The organism is Rhodococcus sp. IEGM 1351, assembly GCF_030056875.1.
In the GTDB taxonomy this organism is placed as follows: domain Bacteria; phylum Actinomycetota; class Actinomycetes; order Mycobacteriales; family Mycobacteriaceae; genus Rhodococcus_F; species Rhodococcus_F opacus.
Genome location: NZ_JASHKU010000006.1, coordinates 16271 through 36087, shown reverse-complemented (window position 1 = coordinate 36087; position 19817 = coordinate 16271). Strand labels below are relative to the sequence as shown.

14 protein-coding genes are annotated in these 19817 nt (G+C 68.7%); 2 read left to right on the top strand and 12 right to left on the bottom strand.

Going from position 1 to position 19817, the window contains the following annotated elements; translation table 11 throughout:
- Window positions 1-20 precede the first annotated feature (20 nt).
- Window positions 21-842: an alpha/beta hydrolase gene (locus QM806_RS12145; RefSeq protein ID WP_043792365.1), complete on the bottom strand. Its 822-nt coding sequence runs from the start codon at window positions 840-842 to the stop codon at window positions 21-23.
- Complete coding sequence (locus QM806_RS12140; protein WP_283291518.1) at window positions 839-1855, bottom strand: PHP domain-containing protein; 1017 nt, start codon at window positions 1853-1855, stop codon at window positions 839-841. Before QM806_RS12140 ends, QM806_RS12145 begins: the two co-directional genes overlap by 4 nt.
- A 157-nt stretch (window positions 1856-2012) precedes the next feature.
- On the opposite strand from QM806_RS12140, the gene QM806_RS12135 reads away from it, so the two are divergent.
- Window positions 2013-4082: a PhoX family protein gene (locus QM806_RS12135; protein ID WP_269591049.1), complete on the top strand. Its 2070-nt coding sequence runs from the start codon at window positions 2013-2015 to the stop codon at window positions 4080-4082.
- A 42-nt stretch (window positions 4083-4124) separates the two neighbouring features.
- On the opposite strand, the gene QM806_RS12130 is transcribed toward QM806_RS12135, so the two are convergent.
- The 10 genes from QM806_RS12130 to QM806_RS12085 form a co-directional block, all read right to left on the bottom strand.
- On the bottom strand, window positions 4125-4937 hold the full coding sequence (locus QM806_RS12130; protein WP_242322444.1) for an NmrA family NAD(P)-binding protein: 813 nt from the start codon (window positions 4935-4937) through the stop codon (window positions 4125-4127).
- Between the two features lie 4 nt (window positions 4938-4941).
- Window positions 4942-6891, bottom strand: coding sequence for a hydantoinase B/oxoprolinase family protein (locus QM806_RS12125; RefSeq protein ID WP_283291515.1), 1950 nt, complete (start codon window positions 6889-6891; stop codon window positions 4942-4944).
- A complete protein-coding gene (locus QM806_RS12120; protein ID WP_167114595.1) occupies window positions 6888-8990 on the bottom strand; it encodes a hydantoinase/oxoprolinase family protein in 2103 nt (700 codons plus the stop codon). Before QM806_RS12120 ends, QM806_RS12125 begins: the two co-directional genes overlap by 4 nt.
- Window positions 8991-9170: 180 nt before the next feature.
- On the bottom strand, window positions 9171-9827 hold the full coding sequence (locus QM806_RS12115; RefSeq protein WP_005256040.1) for an SRPBCC family protein: 657 nt from the start codon (window positions 9825-9827) through the stop codon (window positions 9171-9173).
- Window positions 9824-12322 carry an aerobic carbon-monoxide dehydrogenase large subunit gene (gene cutA, locus QM806_RS12110; RefSeq protein ID WP_120660116.1) on the bottom strand — a complete coding sequence of 833 codons (2499 nt, stop codon included), beginning with the start codon at window positions 12320-12322 and terminating at the stop codon, window positions 9824-9826. Before cutA ends, QM806_RS12115 begins: the two co-directional genes overlap by 4 nt.
- Entirely contained in the window at window positions 12319-12963 is a 645-nt protein-coding gene (locus QM806_RS12105) for a (2Fe-2S)-binding protein (protein ID WP_283291512.1), read from the bottom strand. The genes cutA and QM806_RS12105 overlap by 4 nt, the downstream gene beginning before the upstream one ends.
- Before the next feature lie 2 nt (window positions 12964-12965).
- On the bottom strand, window positions 12966-13877 hold the full coding sequence (locus QM806_RS12100) for an FAD binding domain-containing protein (RefSeq protein ID WP_283291510.1): 912 nt from the start codon (window positions 13875-13877) through the stop codon (window positions 12966-12968).
- A gap of 76 nt (window positions 13878-13953) precedes the next feature.
- Window positions 13954-15381, bottom strand: a complete 1428-nt coding sequence (locus QM806_RS12095) for a uracil-xanthine permease family protein (protein WP_133985777.1) — start codon at window positions 15379-15381, stop codon at window positions 13954-13956.
- A 164-nt stretch (window positions 15382-15545) separates the two neighbouring features.
- Window positions 15546-17249, bottom strand: a complete 1704-nt coding sequence (locus QM806_RS12090) for a PucR family transcriptional regulator (RefSeq protein WP_283291507.1) — start codon at window positions 17247-17249, stop codon at window positions 15546-15548.
- A gap of 91 nt (window positions 17250-17340) precedes the next feature.
- Complete coding sequence (locus QM806_RS12085; protein WP_283291506.1) at window positions 17341-18444, bottom strand: XdhC family protein; 1104 nt, start codon at window positions 18442-18444, stop codon at window positions 17341-17343.
- A gap of 183 nt (window positions 18445-18627) precedes the next feature.
- On the opposite strand from QM806_RS12085, the gene QM806_RS12080 reads away from it, so the two are divergent.
- Complete coding sequence (locus QM806_RS12080) at window positions 18628-19815, top strand: CaiB/BaiF CoA transferase family protein (protein ID WP_283291504.1); 1188 nt, start codon at window positions 18628-18630, stop codon at window positions 19813-19815.
- Window positions 19816-19817: the final 2 nt, after the last annotated feature.

The window sequence follows — 19817 nt, the reverse complement described above, 5'->3', positions numbered from 1 at the left end:
TGCAGAGACTCGTCAACCACTCACGGGGCGCGGAGCGCCCTCGCGGCCAGATCGGCGGTGGCGCGGACGATCTCCGCGCCGCCGAACATCACGTCGTCGTTGTGTCCCGCCCCGGCCAGCACGACCGTTTCCACCGGGCCGAGCGCCGCATCGGCCACGCGTGCACTCTGCTCCGGTGGGACGACGATGTCGGCGGTGCCGTAGACGACGGTGGTGGGCACATCGATGCGTGCGACGTACTCCGCGACGGGGAATCGATCGCGCAGCAGCAGCCGGACCGGCAGGAACGGGTAGTGCGCTGCGCCGACGGACGCGAGGTCGACGAACGGCGACCGGAGCAGCAGGCCCGCCGGTGGATGCTCGGTGGCGAGTTCGGTGACGACGCCGGTGCCGAGGCTTTCCCCGAAGTAGAGCAGCCGCTCCGCCGGCACGCGACGCTCGTCGACAAGGTATCGGCGGGCCGCCCGGACGTCGAGTGCCAGCCCGTCCTCGCTGGGGTGACCGGGGTTGCCGCCGTACCCGCGGTAGTCGAAGAGCAGCGAGGCGAAACCGGCGGCGGCGAGGTCCGACGCCAGCAGCGCCCGGTCGGCCCTGTTGCCGGCGTTCCCGGCGGCCACGAGCACGGTCATCAGCGGATCCCCGCTCGCGGGTGGGACGTACCAGGCGCCGAGTTCGAGGCCGTCCGACGTGGTCAGCGTGACGTCCTCGGCCCCGGCGATCAGCCGGTCCGCGGGCGGCACCGGGGAGGGGTCGGGGTAATAGATCAGTCGTCGCTGCAACACCCACACGGCGGCGACCAGCAGAGCCACGACGACGAACGCCCCCACGCCGACGCGGATCATTGCCGAATCGGTGTTCCGGCCCACTCCAGCAACTCGGCGACGGGCAGGGTGTTGATCACGTCCGACGGCTCGACTCCGCGTTCGGCGGCGCGCTCGCAGGCGTAGCCCTGCCAGGCGAGCTGACCGGTGGTGTGCGCGTCGGTGTCGATGGAGAACTTGCACCCGCTGTTCAGCGCGAGGTCGATCAGGCGTCCCGGCGGGTCGCGGCGCTCGGGGCGGGAGTTGATCTCGACCGCGGTGCCGTACTCGCGGCACGCCTCGAATACCCGTTCCGCGTCGAACTTCGATTCGGGCCGCGGCCCCCGCGCACCCTCGACGAGCCGGCCGGTGCAGTGCCCGAGGACGTCGACGTGCGGGGACTTCACGGCCTGCAGCATCCGCTTGGTCGTCGTCGCCCGGTCGGTGTCCAGGTGCGAGTGCACGCTGGCCACCACGATGTCCAGGTCGGCGAGCAGGTCGTCGTCCTGGTCGAGGGAGCCGTCTACGAGGATGTCGACCTCGATGCCGGTCAGCACGCGGAACGGCGCGAGCTCCGCGTTCAGTTCGGCGACGACGCTCAGCTGGGAGAGCAGCTGCTCCGACGACATTCCGTTCGCGACCGTCAGCCGCGGCGAGTGATCGGTGATCGCGCAGTACTCGTGGCCCAGGGCGGCGGCGCGGCGCATCATCTCCCGGATCGGGCACCGGCCGTCCGACCAGTCGGAATGGGTGTGCAGGTCGCCGCGGAGCGCGTCGAGCAGTTCGGTCCCGCCGAGTCCGATCGGTTCGGCCGCATTGCGCAGGTACGTCAGGTACAGCGGCACCGACGCGGAACACTCACGGATGATCGCGGCAGCTTCGGACCCGATGTCGGGTGGCGACACCCAGCCGCGCTCCTCCAGGTCGGCCAGCGCGTCCTCGTCCGCGTACGTCAGCACGTCGGCCGCCCGCCGGAATGCGGCGATCCTCGGTGCCTCGTCACGCGAGCGCTCGAGCCAGAACGCAATTTCCCGCAGCGCTTCGACGGGGTCCATCTTTCAATGGTGCACGGCTGCCGGGCTGCTGGCTAGGAGCAATTTCTGCCAGAACTTAGGCTCCCCTCGTTGTCCACACGTTCATACAAATGTTCCCTTCGTCTCGCTTACGACTTCTACGGTGCCGGAGTTGTCCACATTCGAATCGGGAGCCACGGTGAGCTTGAAACCCCTCGCACTGTTCGTCAATCACGACGGAGTGTCCTCGCGCGCGTCCGTCACCTGTCAGTACAAGTGCGGAAACGCGTGCTCCCACGACGTGCCCAACACCTCGCACGGCGAGTACTTCCGTGACATCGCCCGTACCGCGCTGTCGCGGCGCGGGATGCTGCGCGGGACGGGGATGGCCGTCCTCGCCGTCGGCGCGGGCAGTGCGCTGGTGGCCTGCTCGGACGACTCCGGCAGCGGAAGCGTCTCCGGCACGGGCGGTTCGGACGGTTCCGCGCCCGCCGGGACGAACTTCGACGCCGTCGCCCCCAACACCGAGGACGCCCTCGTCGTCCCCGAAGGGTACGAGCAGGCCGTGGTGATCCGCTGGGGCGACCCGGTGCTGCCCGGGGCTCCCGCGTTCGACTTCGACAACCAGACGGCGCAGGCGCAGGCGCAGCAGTTCGGGTTCAACAACGACTTCGCCGGACTCCTGCCTGTCGAGGGCCAGCCGAACACCTTCCTGCTGGTGGTCAACCACGAGTACACCACCGAGCCGTTCATGTTCAAGGGCTACGACGCCGAGAACCCGTCACCGGAGCAGTTCCAGACCGCGCTCGCCGCCCACGGACTGTCCGTGGTGCAGGTGAAGGGCGAATCCGCCTCGGGCACGCTCACTCCCGACTTCGGACCGTACAACCGGCGTATCACGGCGACGACGGAATTCGTCGTCACCGGTCCCGCCGCGGGCAGCGACTTCCTGAAGACGTCCGCGGACCCGACGGGCACGAAGGTGCTCGGCACGCTGAACAACTGTTCGGGTGGCGTGACACCGTGGGGAACGGTGCTGTCGGGGGAGGAGAACTTCAACCAGTACTTCGCGAACGCCGAACTGGTCACCGATCCGGCCGTTGCCGCGCGGCTGCAGCGGTACGGCGTGGAAGGCGCTGCGTCCGAGCGCAAGTGGGAACGGTTCGACAAGCGTTTCGACCTCATCCAGGAGCCGAACGAGGTCAACCGCTTCGGCTACGTCGTCGAGGTCGACCCGTGGGACGCGGCGTCCGCACCCGTCAAGCACACGGCCCTGGGCCGGTTCAAGCACGAGGCCGCCACCATCCACGTCACCGATGACGGCACCGTCGTGGCGTACAGCGGCGACGACGAGCGCTTCGACTACATGTACAAGTTCGTCTCCAGCCGCAAGGTGATGGACGGCAGGAGTCAGGCCGCCGTGCGCCACAACATGACGCTGCTCGACGCGGGCACCCTGTACGTCGCGAAGTTCAACGGAAACTCGGCGGACGAGATCGACGGGTCGGGCACGCTGCCGGCGAGCGGCACGTTCGACGGCACCGGCGAGTGGATCCCGCTGCTGCGCACCGGTGAGGACGGCCGGGGTGAGTCGCTCGTCGACGGCATGAGCGCCGAAGAGGTGGCGGTGTTCACCCGTCAGGCCGGCGACAAGGTCGGTGCCACCAAGATGGACCGTCCCGAGGACTTCGAACCCAGCCCGACGACCGGCAAGGTGTACGTGGCGCTGACCAACAACACCAAGCGCGGCGTCGACGGCGCGGCGGCGGCCGACGAGGCCAACCCGCGGAACACCAACAAGAACGGCCAGGTCCTCGAACTCACCGACGACCACGCCGGCACCGCGTTCACGTGGAACCTGCTGCTCGTCTGCGGTGACCCGCAGGAGGCCGACACCTACTTCGGCGGCTTCGACAAGGAGAGCGTCAGCCCGATCTCCTGCCCCGACAACCTGGCGTTCGATCCGCACGGCAACCTGTGGATCTCCACCGACGGCAACGCCCTGAAGTCCAACGACGGCCTGTTCAGCGTCGTCCTCGAGGGCCCGAACCGGGGGGAGACCAAGCAGTTCCTCACCGTGCCCAAGGGCGCCGAGACGTGCGGTCCGATCGTCGGCGACGAGCGGGTCACGGTGTGCGTGCAGCACCCGGGGGAACTGGACGACGCGAGCGCCGACAACCCGGCGTCGCACTGGCCCGACGGCGGCGACGCGCAGCCGCGTCCCGCCGTCGTGGCGGTGTGGAAGTCGGGCGGCCGGATCGGCGTCTGACCCCAGGTGAGTGGCAAAGTGTGCCCCAGCACGCTTTGCCACTCACATGGCGGGGGTGGGCGGACGCCCGAGCAGCGACTCGAGCAGCGCGCCGCCCGCGAGGAACCCGTACCGATCGTAGAACTCGAACATCGCGGCCAACCGGGCGCGACCGTCGTCCGTCAGGTTCCGCCCGTGCCGCGACATCCATTCGTCGACGGACACCTGGTTCACCGACACCGGCCCTCCCGACCGGTCGCACAGATCCCGGACGCTGAGGGCCTCCGGGCCGCCGAGTTCGTAGGTGGCGCCGTGGTGGATGTCCGCGCCCTCGGCGAGGATGCGGGCCGCCACCTCCGCGACGTCCGCGAGTGCGACGAACGAGAACGCCGCGTCGGGACTGTAGGGCAGTTCGACGGTGGTCGCCGTGCCCGCCAGCACGGCCGCGAAATTCTCGGCGTAGGCGCACGGCTGCAGGACGGTCCACCGGAGCCCGCCGAACGTCCGGAGCGCGTCCTCGCACCGCGCCTTGTCGACGTGGTGGGGCATGAGCGGGGTGTACGGCCAGGCCACGGAGTGGTAGACGAGATGCTCGACGCCCACCGACGCTGCGGCGCCCATCGCGTTCCGCAGCAGCGCCGGCTCGTCGGGGTGCACGTTGGGGGCGATGAAGTACACGCCGCGGCAACCCGACAGCGCCTCGTCCAGTCCCGTACCCGTTTCGAGGTCGACGGCGAAGTCGCCGGGACGCCGGGCGGTGTGCACCACCCGGCGTACGTCGGCGAGCCCCTCGAGCGCCGCCACGACGGCGGCTCCGGTCTTCCCCGCGGCGCCGATGACGGCGATCTCGGCGCCGCGGGAGAGTGACTCGGTCATCGGATCACCGGTCGATGAAGTCGAACTCGGCGAATTTCGCACCGCCGGAGAGTCGTTCGTAGCCGGGACCGCGGTCGAAGAACGGCTCGTCCAGACCGCGATCCGCGCGCATCTGCTCGCGCAGCACCTCGGTGGCGTCGACGTCGGCGACCGGTTCCCCGGTCGCCGACGCGAGCACCACACCGTAGTCGACGCGTGCGCCCTCCGCGGACACCTTGCCCCACAGCACGTCCCGGACGACTTCCTCGATCGGACGGTCGAGCGGGTCGCCCCAGCCGCCGCCACCGGTGGTGCGGATGCGCACCACTTCGCCGGCCTTGATCGGTTCGGCGTCGGTCAGCGCGTCGAACTCGCGCTCGTTCGGGCCGCCCGGGTCGAGGACCACCGAGAAGGGGCGTCCGGCCTTGCCGCCCTTGACTCCCCAGCAGGAGAGGATCGAGCGGTCGGCGATGGACATGAAGTTCGCGTCCTTGAGCATCCGGATGTGCTTCTCGTAGCCGAGGCCGCCGCGGTAGCGTCCGGCGCCGCCGGAGTCCTTCGCCAGGCCGAGCTTCTCGACGATGAACGGGAACCGGCTCTCGGTGAATTCGGTCGGCAGGTTCCGTGAGTCGGGGACGACGTGGATGGTGTCCTCACCGTCCGCGTAGTGCCTGCCGCCGGACCCGCCGCCGAGCACCTCCCGCATCAGGTACGAGTGCCCGTCGAAGTCCTCGCCGTACACCCCCGTGTAGCGGATGGTCTCCTGGTCGGCGGGCATGTTCCCGTCGACGGCCTTGGCGACGACGCCGGCGAGCACGCCGAGCAGCCGCAGGATCACGAACGTCCGGGCGTTGGTGGGCGCCGGGAAGATCGGGGTGATCAGTGTGCCCTTCTCCGGGAACTTCATCTCGATCAACGGCACGACACCCTCGTTGACGTCGAGTTCCGCCATCCGCTCGGGACTGTCGGCGAGGTTGCGGAGGATCGGCGCGAGCCACTTGATGAGGAAGTTGCCGTCGGCGTAGTCACCGCAGTGGTTGATGGGACCCTTGGCCTGCGGGCCGGTGCCGTTGAAATCGAGGATGAGGCGTTCGCCGCCCTCGTCCTCGGGGCCGGTCTTGGTGAGCGTGATCCGCTGCCGGTGCAGCATGGGCTCGTCGACGCCGTCGTGTTCGGCGTAGTCCTCCCACGTGTACTCCCCCTTGGGGATTTTGCTGAGGATCTCCCGCCGGTACGTCTCGGTGGTCGCGTCCATCATCGCGTCGAAGCAGGCCTCGACGGTGTCGCAGCCGTACCGCTCGAACAGCTCGGTGAGGCGACGGGCGCCCATGAGGCACGCCGAGCACTCGGCGTCGAGGTCGGCGGCCAACGCGTCGGGCATCCGCGAGTTGCGGGTCATGATGCGCAACGCCGCCTCGTTGGGCACCCCCTGATCCCACAGCTTGATCGGCGGGACCATCAGGCCCTCCTCGTACACCGTGGTCGCACCCGAGGGCATCGATCCCGGGCAGCAGCCGCCGATGTCGTCGTGGTGGCCGAACGCCTGCACGAACGCGACGACGGACGGTTCCGTATCGCCCGGCCGGGTGGCGAACACCGGGACGGTGACGCAGAGGTCGGGGAGGTGGCCGATGCCGCCTTCGGACAGGTAGACGTCGTTGTGGAAGTAGACGTCGCCGGGCTTCATCGTGTCGAGTGGGAAGTCCCGCGCCACCGGATGCACCAGCGCCGAATACGAACGGCCCGTGAGCTTCCGGAGGTTGCGGTCGTGGATGCCGGCACGGAAGTCGTGCGCGTCGCGGATCATGGGGGAGCGGGAGGTCCGCGAGATCGACGTCTCGACCTCCATCTCGACGCTGGCGAGGTAGCCGGCGACGATCTCCACCAGCACCGGGTCGGGCGTCGTTCCGTCGACCGGTGTCAGCCGGTAGGGCTTGACCGCCTGCACTGCAACGGGTTCGGTGGTGACGGTCATCGGTTCGCTCCGTTCGAGTCGGCGATCTTGGTGATGCGGATGTTTCCGAAGGTGTCGATCCGCGCCCGGAAACCGGGGTGCACGGGGATGGTGGAGCTGAATTCCTCGATCACCGCGGGACCTTCGAGGACGTCGCCGGCGCCGAGCCGGGCCCGGTCGTAGACCTGGGTGGTCACCCACTCGTCGAAGTACGCCGGACGGGTACCGGTCACGGCGGACTCGGCTCCGGTCCCCGCCGCGATCTCGTTCAGCGTGGGGCGCTTGATCGGGCCGATGCCGCTGACGCGCAGGTTGACCCACTCGACGTGCTGGTGCGGGTCGCCGCGGAAGTCGTAGCCGTACAGCTCCTGGTGTGCCTGGTGGAACCGTTCGGCGGCCTCGTCCATCAACTCCTGCGTGACGGGACCTTCACCGACGGGCACCCGGACCTCGAAGGCCTGGCCGAGGTAGCGCAGGTCCGCCGAGCGCGCGTACTTGCGCTCCGCCTCGCCGAAGCCTTCGTCGGCGAGTGCGCGTTCCGCCTCGGCGGCGAGCGCGTCCAGCCCGGACTGCAGTTCCTCGATCTCCAACCGGTCGTGCCTGCAGACGTGGGTCTGCACGTAGTCGTTGCGAACGTCGACCGTGAGCAGACCGAATGCGGACACGTTGCCCGGGTTCAACGGAACGAGGACGTCCTTGAGCCCGAGGATGTCGACGAGCCGGCAGGCGAGTAGCGAACCGGATCCGCCGAACGTCACCAGCGTGAAGTCGCGGACGTCGAGACCGCGCTTGACCGTGATCTGCCGCAGCGCGTTGGCCTGGTTCCACGCCGACACCTCGAGGATGCCGGTGGCGCACGCCTCGAAGTCGAGCTTCAGCTGGTGGGCGAGCTGCTCGACGCCCTTGCGGGCCAGTTCGGTGTCGAGGGGGATCTCGCCGCCGAGCAGGTGGGGTGGGATGCGGCCGAGCAGCACGTGGGCGTCGGTGATCGTCGGTTCGCTGCCGCCCTTGCCGTAGCAGAGCGGGCCGGGGTCGGCGCCCGCCGACTGCGGTCCGACGCGGAGCGTGCCCTCGGGGGTCTGCCAGGCGATGGAACCGCCGCCGGCGCCGACGGTGACGACGTCGATCATCGGGATCTTCGACGGGTACGCCCCCACCCGGCCCTCGGTGGTGAGCGCGGGCTCGCCGCGGACCACGACGGTGACGTCGGTCGACGTTCCGCCGCCGTCGCACGTGAGGACCTGCTCGACACCCGCGACACTCGCGATGAGCGCCGCACCGAGCGCGCCGGCCGCGGGGCCGGACAGCACCGTCGTGATCGGCTGGTGCACGACCTCCTTGGCGGAGAGCACGCCACCGTTCGACTTCATCACGTAGAACGGGATGTCACGTGCTTCGCCCTCGTCGGAGGAGAACTCGCGCAGCCGGTTCGCGATATTGTTCACGTAGTTGCGGATGTTCGGCTTCACGGCCGCGTCGACCAGCGTGGTGATGGACCGCTCGTATTCGCGGTACTCGCGCAGCACCTGGCTGGAGATGCTCACCGTGGCCTCGGGGTATTCCTCGAGCAGAAGATCCCGGACGCGGTTCTCGTGGCTCGGGTTTGCGTAGGAGTGCATGAGGCACACGCCGATGGTGCGGATGCCCCGCTCGGCGAAGAACCGGGCGGCGTTGCGGATGTCGTCCTCGACGAGGGGGCGGATCTCGCTGCCGTCGAACGCGAGCCGGCCGCCGATGGTGCGGACGCGGTCGGCGGGAACGATCCGGTCGGGTTTGACCCAGAAGTAGGAGTTGCCGTAGCCGTCGGGGACGGACTGGCGGGCGATCTCGAGGACGTGCTCGTAGCCCTCGGTGGTGATGAACCCGAGGTTCTCGACCTTGCCTTCGAGGAGCTTGTTGGTGGCGACGGTGGTGCCGTGGCTGACGGCACCGATCGCGTCGCCGGTCTCGCCGAGCTTGGCGAGCACCTTCTCGATTCCGGTGAGGAATCCCTGCGCCGGGTCGGCAGGCGTCGAGGGTGTCTTGGTGGTGACGACGGCTCCGGACTCCTCGTCCACAGCCACGACGTCGGTGAATGTTCCGCCGGTGTCGATACCGACCCGAATCTTTCTGGATTCCACGATTCCTCCTGGGCTCGTCTCGCGTACAGCAATTGCACCGCGTCCGCCGCCCGGTTTCTTTGTCACATATCGCCGAACTCACCGGTCCTCGTTCGGCGCTGCCCGCGACCGGAGGCCCCGGACAGACGACAGCACCCCGAACCGGACGGTTCGGGGTGCTGTGACGAGGTGTTCGCGGCGCTACTTCGAGCAGGTGCCCCGCACGAGGATGCCGCCGACGAGAACACCGGCGAGGGCGATGCCGGCGCCGAGGGCGGCCGACGCGAGAACGGTTGCCGTGGAGGTGCCCTCGGGCACCCGCACCCGCGCGGCGGCCGCCGCGGGAACCGGGGCCGCCCCCGCGACGCCGGCGACCGCCGGAACCTCGCCCGGCGCCGCCGCGACCTCGGCCGCCGGGATGCCGTTGGCGATCACGCCGTCGATGCCCTTGAAGAACACCCCGGCCATCTTCTTCGCGACGCCGGTGATCATCCGCTGCCCGACGCCGCCGACCATGCCGCCGACGACGGCGTCCGCGTCGTAGCTGAGCAGGGTGCCGCCGTCGCGTTCCTCGAGCCGCACCGTCACGTCGGCCTTGACGGTGCCGGGGGCACCGGCTCCCGATGCCGTCATCACGAACGACTCGGGCCGATTCTGCTGCGACAGAATCACTTCGCCGTCATAGGTGCCCTTGATGGACGCGACACCCGCCGTGATGGACAACTTGTAATGGTTGTCGCTGAGCTGCTCGAGGGCCTGCACCCCGGGGATGGTCGCCGCGAGGACCCGTCCGTCCTGCAGATTGTCGTACACGGCCTCCGGTGGGGCCGTCAGTAGGGCGGTGCCGGCGATTCTCATTCGTTCTCCTTGCTCTGTGACGACGCGTGCGCGAGGCGAAGCTCGAACAACTCTGACGGGGATATCGGCATGGAGGTGATCGGGATGCCTTCGGCGTCCTCGATCGCTGCCGCGATGACGGCGGACGTCGGGATCACGCCCGCCTCGCCTGCGCCCTTCATCCCGAGGGGATTGAGGCCGGACGGGGTGACGGTGTGGTCCATCTCGAGCGAGTCGGGCATCTCGGTGACGAACGGCATCAGGAAATCCATGTACGACGCGTTGAGCATCTGGCCGTGCTCGTCGTAGACGATCTTCTCGTACAGCGCGCCGCCGACACCCTGCGCGACGGCGCCCATGACCTGGCCCTCGACGATCCGCGGGTTGATGACGTTGCCGCAGTCGTGGATCACGGCGTACCGCCGCACGTGGATCTCCGCCGTCACCGGATCGGTTTCGACGATCGCCGCGTGCACGCCGGATGCGAACGTCGACGTCGGCGGCGAGTAGTAGCCGGTTGCCTCGAGCCCGGGTTGTTCACCCTCCCGGACCGGCGGAATCGTCATGTCCGTGTCGGCTTTCGCGAATCCGGTGGCCTGCCTCGACGCGTCGTCGAACGCGTAGCGCAGCGGGTTCGACAGCACGGCGACCACACCCAGCGAGATGGACGTGCCCTCGGCGCCGGGCAGCGTGCCGATCTTGCACACGTGCCCACCGCGCAGTTCCAGTTCGGCGGGATCGAGGTTCAGCGCCTCACCGGCGATCGTGCGGGCCTTCTCCGCCACCATCTGCGCGGCCACGTGGAACGCCGAACCCGACATCACGGCGCCGCGGGACGCGAACGTTCCGACGGCATAGCCGAATCGGCGGGTGTCGCCGGTGACGATCTCCACGTCGGTGACCGGCACGCCGAGATCGTCCGCGACGATCTGCGCGAACGCCGTCTGATGGCCCTGACCCTGGGTGGTCAGACCCGTTGCGGCCTTGACCTTCCCGGACGTCTCGACGAGAACGTGGGCACCCTCGTACGGTCCCGGCCCGGTGCCCTCCACGTAGGCGCCGATCCCGATGCCCACGGCCCGGCCTTCCGCCTTCGCCTGCTTCTTGTACTCGGCGAACCCGTCCCAGTCGATGAGCTTCTTCAGCTTGTCGATCCCGGCCTGGTAGTTGCCCGTGTCGTAGATCAGCGGGCGGCCGTCCTGGAACGTGAGGTGGAAGTCGTACGGCATCTCCTCGGGCCGGATGAAGTTGTGTTCGCGGACCTCGATGACGTCCTTGCCGAGATATTTCGCGATCGCGTCCATCGCCCGTTCCATCGCGAACACGGCCTGCGGGCGGCCGGCGCCGCGGTAGGGCGTGACGATGACCGTGTTCGTGTACAGCGAGTACGCGTCCACCCGGAACGATTTCGGCTTGTACGGCCCGAGCACCTGCGTCGACGTGTTCAGCATGACGATGATGCCGTACGGCAGGTAGGCGCCGTTGTCGTGCCAGAACGTGAAGTCGAACGCGAGGAGTGTGCCGTCGTCGTCGAATCCGACCGTCACTTCCTGGATCTGGCCGCGCTCGTGCGCGCTCGACACGAAGTGCTCGCGCCGGTCCTCGACCCATTTGACCTCGCTCGAGATGCCCGCCGTCCCGAGCCGCCGCGCGGCCCAGGTGACCATGACCTCCTCCGGCCACGGGTGCACGATCTTGACGCCGAAGCCGCCACCGACGTCGGGTGCGATGCAGTGGACCTTGTTGTGCGCCATCTTCAGTCGTGCCGCGATCGCCGCGCGGGCCGACGTGGACGTCTGCGTGGACGTCCAGAACGTGAGCGCCTGCTCGTCGGTGTCCCAGCGCGCGTAGACGCCCTTGCCCTCCATCGGCATCGACGCCGACCGCTCGATCTCGAGGTTCAGGGTCAGCCGGTGCGGTGCGTTCGCCAGTTCCGCGTCCACGTCGCCGAATCCGTGCTGCAGGTGCGCCGCGACGTTGTCGGGGACGTCCGCGTGCACCGCGTTGTCCGCCTGCCGCGCCACGTCGATGCCCACGACCGGTGGGAGCATCTCGTACGTGACGTCGATCTTGGCGCACGCGTCCTCGGCGATGTACCGGTTGTCGGCGACCACCATCGCGATCGCCTCACCGACATGGTTGACCTCGTCCTTGGCGAGCGGATACCCGTTGCGCGGGGCTGTGATCGCCGGGTGCGGGATCAGGAGGGGCAGGTTCTCCGCCATCTCCGGGGAGTCGTCCACCAGGTCGTCGTACGTGTAGATCGCGTGCACACCGGGCAGATCGAGCGCAGCATCGATGTCGATCCCCGTGATGCGGGCATGCGCGTGCGGTGACCGGACGAACGCGGCGATGAGCGCGTTGTGGCCCAGATCGTCGAGGTAGCGGCCGTTGCCGGACAGGAGCCGGGCGTCCTCCGTGCGGGGAATCGGCTTGCCGAACAACTTCTCCGACGCGGCGGGCGCGTCGGCACCCTTGGTGGGCGCGGGCTCGGTGCGGGGTTTCGTGACGCTCATGCTCGCCCTGCCCTTCCACCGACCGGGTTGGTCGTGCCGCGGACCTTCGGATCGAGTGAGGCCCGCGACGACTCGTCGTCCTGGCCGAGCGGGAACTCGCCCGAACGTTCGCGCTTGATCTCCGCGGCACGCAGCACGGCCGCCCTGATGTTCTGGTATCCGGTGCACCGGCAGAGGTTTCCCGCGATCGCGTCGGTGGCCTCCTCGCGGGTGGGCGAGTCGTTCTCCTCGAGGAACGCGGCGATGGTGGTGACGAAGCCGGGAGTGCAGAATCCGCATTGCAGGCCGTGGCAGTCGATGAACGCCTGCTGCACCGGATGCAGGGTGCCGTCGGGCTCGACGAGACCCTCGACGGTGGTGACCGCCCTGCCCGCGAGGCTCGCCGCGAGCACCAGACAGGACCGCACGGGTTTGCCGTCGAGCAGCACGGTGCATGCGCCGCAGACCCCGTGCTCGCAGCCGACGTGTGTCCCCGTCTGGCGCAGATGGTGCCGGATCGCGTCGGACGCGAGCGTGCGCGACGGCAGCACTACCGTCTGCGTCACCGCGTTGAGCGTGAACGTCACCGCGACGTGCTGTTCGCCCGTCTCCTCCTGCAGTTCGGCGAGTTGCTCGTCGATGCTGCCCGTTGCCTTTGCCATGGTCACCTTCCTCCCGCCGACGCGTGCACGGCGGCACCGTCGAGCACTGCATCCTGCGCGGCCGCGAACCCGACCCGGGCGGTCAGCGCCGCCACCAGCTGTGACCGGTACCGCGCGGTGGCGTGAATGTCGGGCTCGGTGTCGATCCGCTCCCGCGCGAACTCGGACAGAGTCCGCCACAACGGGTCCCGGTCGTCCGTCGCGGACGCACCCCGCAGCACATCCGTGTAGTCGACGACCTCACCGAGTTCGCCGGCCGACACGTACGTCATCCGGGCCTCCTCGACCGCACCGCCTTCGACCCGCACCTGCGCCGCGACCCCGACGAGCGCGTAGTCGCCGTGCCTGCGGGCGATCTCGTCGATCGCCGTCCCGACACCGGGCTCGGCGGCCGGGACGGTGACGCTCGTGGCGATCTCGTCCGCCTCGAGCGTGGTTTCGAGCGGCCCGGCGAACAGGTCGGTCGAGCGGATCTCCCGGACCCCGCGCACCGAACGCACGCTGACCGAGCCACCGAGCAGCGCGAGCACGGCCGGCATCTCGGCGGACGGGTCGGCGTGCACGATGGACCCGACCGTCGTGCCGCGGTTGCGGATGGTCGGGTGTGCGACGAGACGCAGTCCGCGGCCGAGCAGCGGCTGCACCTGTGCGGCGCCGCGGTCGGCCTCGAGCACCGAGTGGGTGGTCAAGGCGTCGAACGTGACACCGAGCTCGCGGGACGACGACACCGCGTCCAGCCGGGGGATGGATCCGATGTCGACGAGGTGCGCCGGCGCGGCAAGCCGCATGGAGAGCAGCGGGATCAGCGACTGCCCGCCCGCGAGCACCTTTCCCTCGTGAGCCACGTCCGCGAGGATCTGACAGGCCTCGTCGATCGACCGAGGTCGGTGATAAGTCAGTGGCGACGGTTTCATTCCTCAGATCCTGCCCGTATCGTACGCTCGACGTTTCGTGAACTAGTGACAAAACTCACGTCCCACCGATGGCAGATCACGTGAGCTGACCGACCCGATCCGGGGCCGTTCCGTCGTCCGCGGTCGGCTTCGGGTGGTGCCGGCCGGTGCCGACGTCGTCAGCATCCTTGGGGGCGATGACGCGGCACAGGTGGTACATCCCGATCACCACGATCGTGCCGAGCGCGATGCCGCTGAGGGAGAAACTGTCCGTGAACGTCAGCTCCGTGTCACCGATCGCGATGATCAGGCCGGCGGCGATGGGCATCAGGTTGAGCGGGTTGCCGAAGTCGACGCCGTTCTCCTTCCAGATCTTCGCGCCGAGCAGGCCGATGATCCCGTAGAGCACCACCGTGATTCCGCCGAGCACACCGCCGGGGGTCGCGGAGATGACGGCACCGAACTTGGGGGAGAAGCCCAGCAGCATCGCAATGACGCCTGCCGCGGCGTACGCAGCCGTCGAATACACCTTCGTCGCGGCCATGACGCCGATGTTCTCGGCGTACGTGGTCGTCGGGGATCCGCCGACGCTGGTCGCGATGGTGGTGGCCAGGCCGTCGCCGATCAGGGCGCGTCCCATCATCGGGTCGAGGTCGGTCTTGGTGATCTCGGCGACGGCCTTGACGTGTCCGGCGTTCTCCGCGATCAGGGCGATCACACCGGGCAGCACGAGGACGATGAACGTGAGACTGAACGACGGCGCGTGGATGCCCACGATGCCGTTCGCCTCGTCGGAGAACGGCGGCAGCCCGATCCACGACGCCGAGGAGACTCCGTCCCAGTTGACGCGGAAGTGTTCGGTGACCCCGCCGGCGACCGGGTCGTACGACGTGATCATGCCGGTCGTCAGGTCGAGCACCCACGACAGCACGTATCCGAAGAGCAGCGTCAGGAAGATCGCGACCCGCCCGAGGAACCCGCGGAGCGCGACGCTCGCCACCACCAGCACCACCATCACCGTCAACGCGACCCACTGGTCCTGCGGCCAGTAGGTTCCGGCCACGACCGGGGCCAGGTTGAACCCGATCAACATGACGACGGCGCCGGTGACCACGGGCGGCAGGATCTTGAACACCACCCCGCCGCCGAGGAAGTGGATCAGCACGCCGATCCCGGCGAGCACGAGACCCGACACCAGGATCGCCCCCGTCACCTGCGCGGAGGTGCCGCCCTGGGCGCGGATGGCGGCGATGCCGCCGACGAACGCGGCCGACGTCCCCAGGTAGCTGGGAATCCGACCCTTGACGACCAGCAGGAAGAAGAGGGTGCAGAAACCCGACAACATTACGGCCAGTTGAGGATTGAGACCCATGATGATCGGGAAGACGAACGTGGCCCCGAACATCGAGACCACGTGCTGGCCGCCGAGCCCGATCGTGCGACCCCAGCTGAGCCGTTCGCTCGGAGCCACGACCTCCCCGGGCGCGATGGTCTTGCCATCTCCGTGCAGTGTCCAGATAGGCATAGGGGGACCTTTCAGACAGGTGACGGTGCAGGGGTGCCGGCGGCCAGCTTCGATGATGTGCCGCATGTCACAGTTGCACCTCGATAGGAGGGAAACGTTATTACAGCGTCAGCCACCCGGCGTGAGAAGAATCTGCCAGTGCGTGCCCGGCGAAATTGGCAACTTTAGGAATTGATGCCGCGCATCGCCATGATCTTGAGGGCGAGCGACAGGTCGAGGCGCAATTCGGGGTGATCGGTGAACGACCCGAGCATCTTCTCCAGCTTCACCACCCGGTACCGCAGGGTGTTGTAGTGAAAGTGGAGTTGACGTGCGGTTTCGGCGATGTTGATGTTGGTGGCGAGCAGCACCTCGAGGGTGCGCCGCATGTCCTGCGCCTCGGGTGTGTCGGCGGTCAGTTCGCGGAGGGTCTCGGAGGCGAACGACTCGAGTTCCCGGTCGTCCTCGACGAGGCTCAGCAGCCGGTAGACGCCGAGGTCGTCGAAATGCGTCACGGCCCAGGCGCCGGTGATCTGCCGTCCCACCTTCAGCGCGGTTCGGGCCTGGCCGTAGAGGGCCGGGATGCCGTCCACCGAATCCGTCGGCCGGGACACCCCCACCCCGAAGGGCCTGCGCCCACCGCCGCCGTCGCCGCGCACGTACGCGACCAGTTCGTGGACCAGGTTCATCGTGTCGGTGCCGACACCCATCAGGATCACCGTCTCCGTCGCCAGTGCGGTGACGGCGGCGCCCGTGTCCCGGCCCGCGACGGCGCTCGTGAATGCCCGCGCCTGCCGCTCGACAAGCGGCATCCGGGTGGGCATCGACGGCTCGTCCTCACCGACCGGATCGGGTTCGATCACCACGACGACCACGGGACGGTCCAGGTCCCAGCCGAACGTCTTGGCGTGCGCGACGACGTGCTCGTGTTCGCCGCCGCGGCCGAGCAGCAGGTCCCGCACGAAGTTCGCGCGGTGCTTCTCCTCCACCGAGGACACGACGAGTTCGCGGGCGACCACCAGGGCGCACACCGCCGCAGCCTGCTCGACGAGATACAGGTCTTCGCTGCGCAGCGGGTGCCCGGTGCTGAAGTGCACCAACCGCCCGTGATCGATGCCGTTGGCCGAAATCGCTGACACTGCGATGAACTCGTCACCCAGCCGGTGCAGACCGAGCCCGCCCTCCGTCGAATCGGTGCGGACCCGGCCGGTAGAGTCGAGCGCCGCACTCGACGCCAGCCGGTTCAGCTCGGACTCGTCCCCGGCACGGCACAGCTGACGTCCGTCGGGTGTCGTGATCAGCACGGCCCCGCCCAGTTCACCGTGGACGGCGACGGCGAGTTCGGCGAATCCACCGCCGGCCATCACGACGTCGACGAGCACTCTCCGCAACCGGTCCGCCTCGAACACGGCGTCGACCTGCCGGGCCGACAACTCCGCGAGCGCACCCGCCAGCGGGTGTGCCTGCGAGTACAGGTCCGCGACCACGACGACGGGAAGCCCGAGTTCGTCGGCCGCGTCGGACATCTCGGCCGGCAGCGTCGCGGTGGGGTCGTCGAGCCGGACGGCGAGCCCGGAGACGCCCCGCCTGTCGAGCCGGGCGAGAAACGCGTCGATCGGCTCGACCAGCCGGCCGAGAACCGCGGACGTGGTGAGCAGCAACTGTCCGGTCCGGAGCCACGGTCCGATGTCCGACACCGCCATCACGGCGACATCCGACACCTCACGCGAGGTGCCGGTCGCGCCGGCGACCAGGGTCGGGGAGACGAGGAGATCGGACACCAGCACGTCGGCGAACGATTGCGGCGCAACGCCCGGACCAGGCCCGTCGCCGGTGTCGGCGGCTGCGCGGAATCCGGGAGCGGAACTACCGACATCCCTCGTCGTCACTGCAACACCCTGCTCACCTGATACGACACTCGCCCCGGACGGCGCGAAAGTGTGACCTTAAGTCGCGACCCGAATACCCGTCAAACGATGGTCACGCGGTGCACTCGAGCGGACGGCCGGTCCCGGCCGGCGCATCACGGTGAATCGGACCGCTCAGCTGCTGGAGCCCCCGCCCCGACGTGCCCCGGGTCGTCTTCATCATCTCGGCGAGGATCGACACCGCGGTCTCCTCCGGGGTGTGGGCACCCAGGTCGAGGCCGATCGGTGAATGCAGCCGCGCCAGCTCCGCCGCGGTCGTCCCTTGTTCGCGCAGCAAGGAGACCCGGCGTTCGTGCGTGGCCCGGCTGCCCATCGCGCCGATGTACGCGGCGTCCGATCGGAGGGCCAGGCCCAGCAGCGGGATGTCGAATTTCTCGTCGTGGGTGAGCACCGCGAGGACCGTCCGGTGGTCGACCGGCGCGGTCTCGAGGAACCGGTGCGGCCACATCACGACGACGTCGTCGGCGTCCGGGAACCGGGCGCGCGTCGCGAACACGGCGCGGGCGTCGATCACCGTGACGTGGTAGCCGGCGAATGCGCCCAGCGAGCACATGGCCGCGGCGAAGTCGATGGCCCCGAAGATGTACATCCGCGGTGGGGGCGCGAAGATCTCGACCATGCACACCGTCTCGGACTGCAGTTGATATACCAGCGACTCACCGGCGTCGAGACGACGGCGGACATCCTCGACACCGGTCTCGGGCAGGTCGAGGTCGCCCGCGAGTGCGTCCCCGGTGATCACGCTGCGCCGGGTCCGTGAACCGTCACCGGTCTCCGTCACGACGGCGATCGACTCACCACCACGGATCCTTCGCGCCACGTCCGCGAAGTCCGGGAAGTCGCTGCTCCCGATGCGCTGAACGAACACCTCGATGGTGCCGCCGCACGTGAGACCGACACCGATCGCGTCGTCGTCCGCGACGCAGAACACTTCCGTCCGGCTGCGCCCGTCGGCCAGCACGTCCCGCGCCGTCTCGTACAGCGCGCTCTCGACACACCCACCGGACACACTTCCGAGCACCTCACCGGATTCCGACACGGCCATCGCCGCGCCCGGTGCCCGCGGAGACGATTTCCAGGTGCGCACCACCGTGGCGAGGACGAAATTCTCGCCGCGGTCGAACCACGCTTCCAAGCCCGTCAGGATGTCGCGCATCGTCTCGTACTCCTCGGGTGATTCGTCGGGAACCTCACGCTAACCGGTGGCGACCGGCGGCCGCGGCACACAATGCGCCGAAATCCCCAGCGGCCGCTTGTGCATTCTCGCCATCGCTATCGTTCGGCGTCTCCGCAATTCTCGGACGGTCCCCCTTCCTTCACAGAGAACCGAGGATCCACCATGAATCAGTTGCTCAACGGGATCCGGGTCCTCGACCTCACGCGGGCCCTCGCCGGTCCGCTGTGCACGGCACTGCTGTCGGATTTCGGCGCCGACATCATCAAGGTCGAGACCCGTTCCGGTGGCGACAGTTCCCGGCAGTGGCCGCCATTCGACGGCAGCGACAGCCTGTACTTCGCGTCCGTCAACCGCGGCAAACGCTCCGTCGCACTCGACATGCGCAGCGAGCAGGGCCGGAAACTGCTGCGCCGCATGGCCGTCGACGTGGACGTCATCGTGGAGAATTTCCGTCCCGGCGTCCTCGCCGACATGGGACTCGACCAGGAGTCGCTCGCCGAGGACAATCCCGGGGTGATCGTCATGAGTGTCAGCGGTTTCGGCCCGACCGGACCCGAGCAGTTCTCACCGGGTCTCGATCAGGTGGCGCAGGGCATGTCGGGTCTGATGTCGGTGACCGGCGCCGGCGACCACACGCCGATGCGCGTCGGCGTCCCGATCATCGACACGGTGTCCGGTATCTATGCGGCGCTGGGCATCACGGCGGCACTCGTGTCCCGGGGCAATGACGGCGCCGGCCATCACGTGCAGACGTCGCTGCTCGAATCGGCCCTGTCGATCATGTCGTTCCAGGCGCAGAACTACCTGAGCACCGGACGCGTCGCGGAACCGAACGGAAACACACATCCCACCATCACACCGTACGGCACGTTCGCCACGGCCGATTTCCCCATCATCATCGCGACCGGCTCGGACCGGCACTGGGTGTCGCTGTGCCAGGTTCTCGGGGATCCCGAACTCGCCGACCGGCCCGAATACCGCACCGGCCAATCACGACTCGCACACCGCGATCGGCTCACCAAGGAACTTCTCGAACTGCTGTCGGTGCGGCCGGCCGCCGAATGGGTGACGTCGATTCGCGCGGCGGGCATCCCGTGCGGTCCCGTCCACACGATCGATCAGGCCTTCGCCGACCCCCAGGTGCAGGCGCTGAAGATGGTGCAGCCGGTAACCACGCCGGACGGCGGTGAAGTGCCACTGGTCCGGGGTCCGTTCTGGGTGGACGCCGAGACCCTGCCGATCCGGAATGCGCCGCCGATGGTGCTGGGGCAGGACACGGCCGAGGTGCTCGGTGAATTCGGGCTGAGCGACGAAGACATCGAGGGCCTCCGGCGCGACCGGGTGATCTGACA

What these genes read in the sequence shown, in the direction of transcription:
- QM806_RS12145 (WP_043792365.1), bottom strand. Translation starts at nt 842, where the DNA reads ATGATCCGCGTCGGCGTGGGGGCGTTCGTCGTCGTGGCTCTGCTGGTC.
- QM806_RS12140 (WP_283291518.1), bottom strand. Translation starts at nt 1,855, where the DNA reads ATGGACCCCGTCGAAGCGCTGCGGGAAATTGCGTTCTGGCTCGAGCGC.
- QM806_RS12130 (WP_242322444.1), bottom strand. Translation starts at nt 4,937, where the DNA reads ATGACCGAGTCACTCTCCCGCGGCGCCGAGATCGCCGTCATCGGCGCC.
- QM806_RS12125 (WP_283291515.1), bottom strand. Translation starts at nt 6,891, where the DNA reads ATGACCGTCACCACCGAACCCGTTGCAGTGCAGGCGGTCAAGCCCTAC.
- QM806_RS12115 (WP_005256040.1), bottom strand. Translation starts at nt 9,827, where the DNA reads ATGAGAATCGCCGGCACCGCCCTACTGACGGCCCCACCGGAGGCCGTG.
- cutA (WP_120660116.1), bottom strand. Translation starts at nt 12,322, where the DNA reads ATGAGCGTCACGAAACCCCGCACCGAGCCCGCGCCCACCAAGGGTGCC.
- QM806_RS12105 (WP_283291512.1), bottom strand. Translation starts at nt 12,963, where the DNA reads ATGGCAAAGGCAACGGGCAGCATCGACGAGCAACTCGCCGAACTGCAG.
- QM806_RS12100 (WP_283291510.1), bottom strand. Translation starts at nt 13,877, where the DNA reads ATGAAACCGTCGCCACTGACTTATCACCGACCTCGGTCGATCGACGAG.
- QM806_RS12095 (WP_133985777.1), bottom strand. Translation starts at nt 15,381, where the DNA reads ATGCCTATCTGGACACTGCACGGAGATGGCAAGACCATCGCGCCCGGG.
- QM806_RS12085 (WP_283291506.1), bottom strand. Translation starts at nt 18,444, where the DNA reads ATGCGCGACATCCTGACGGGCTTGGAAGCGTGGTTCGACCGCGGCGAG.
- QM806_RS12080 (WP_283291504.1), top strand. Translation starts at nt 18,628, where the DNA reads ATGAATCAGTTGCTCAACGGGATCCGGGTCCTCGACCTCACGCGGGCC.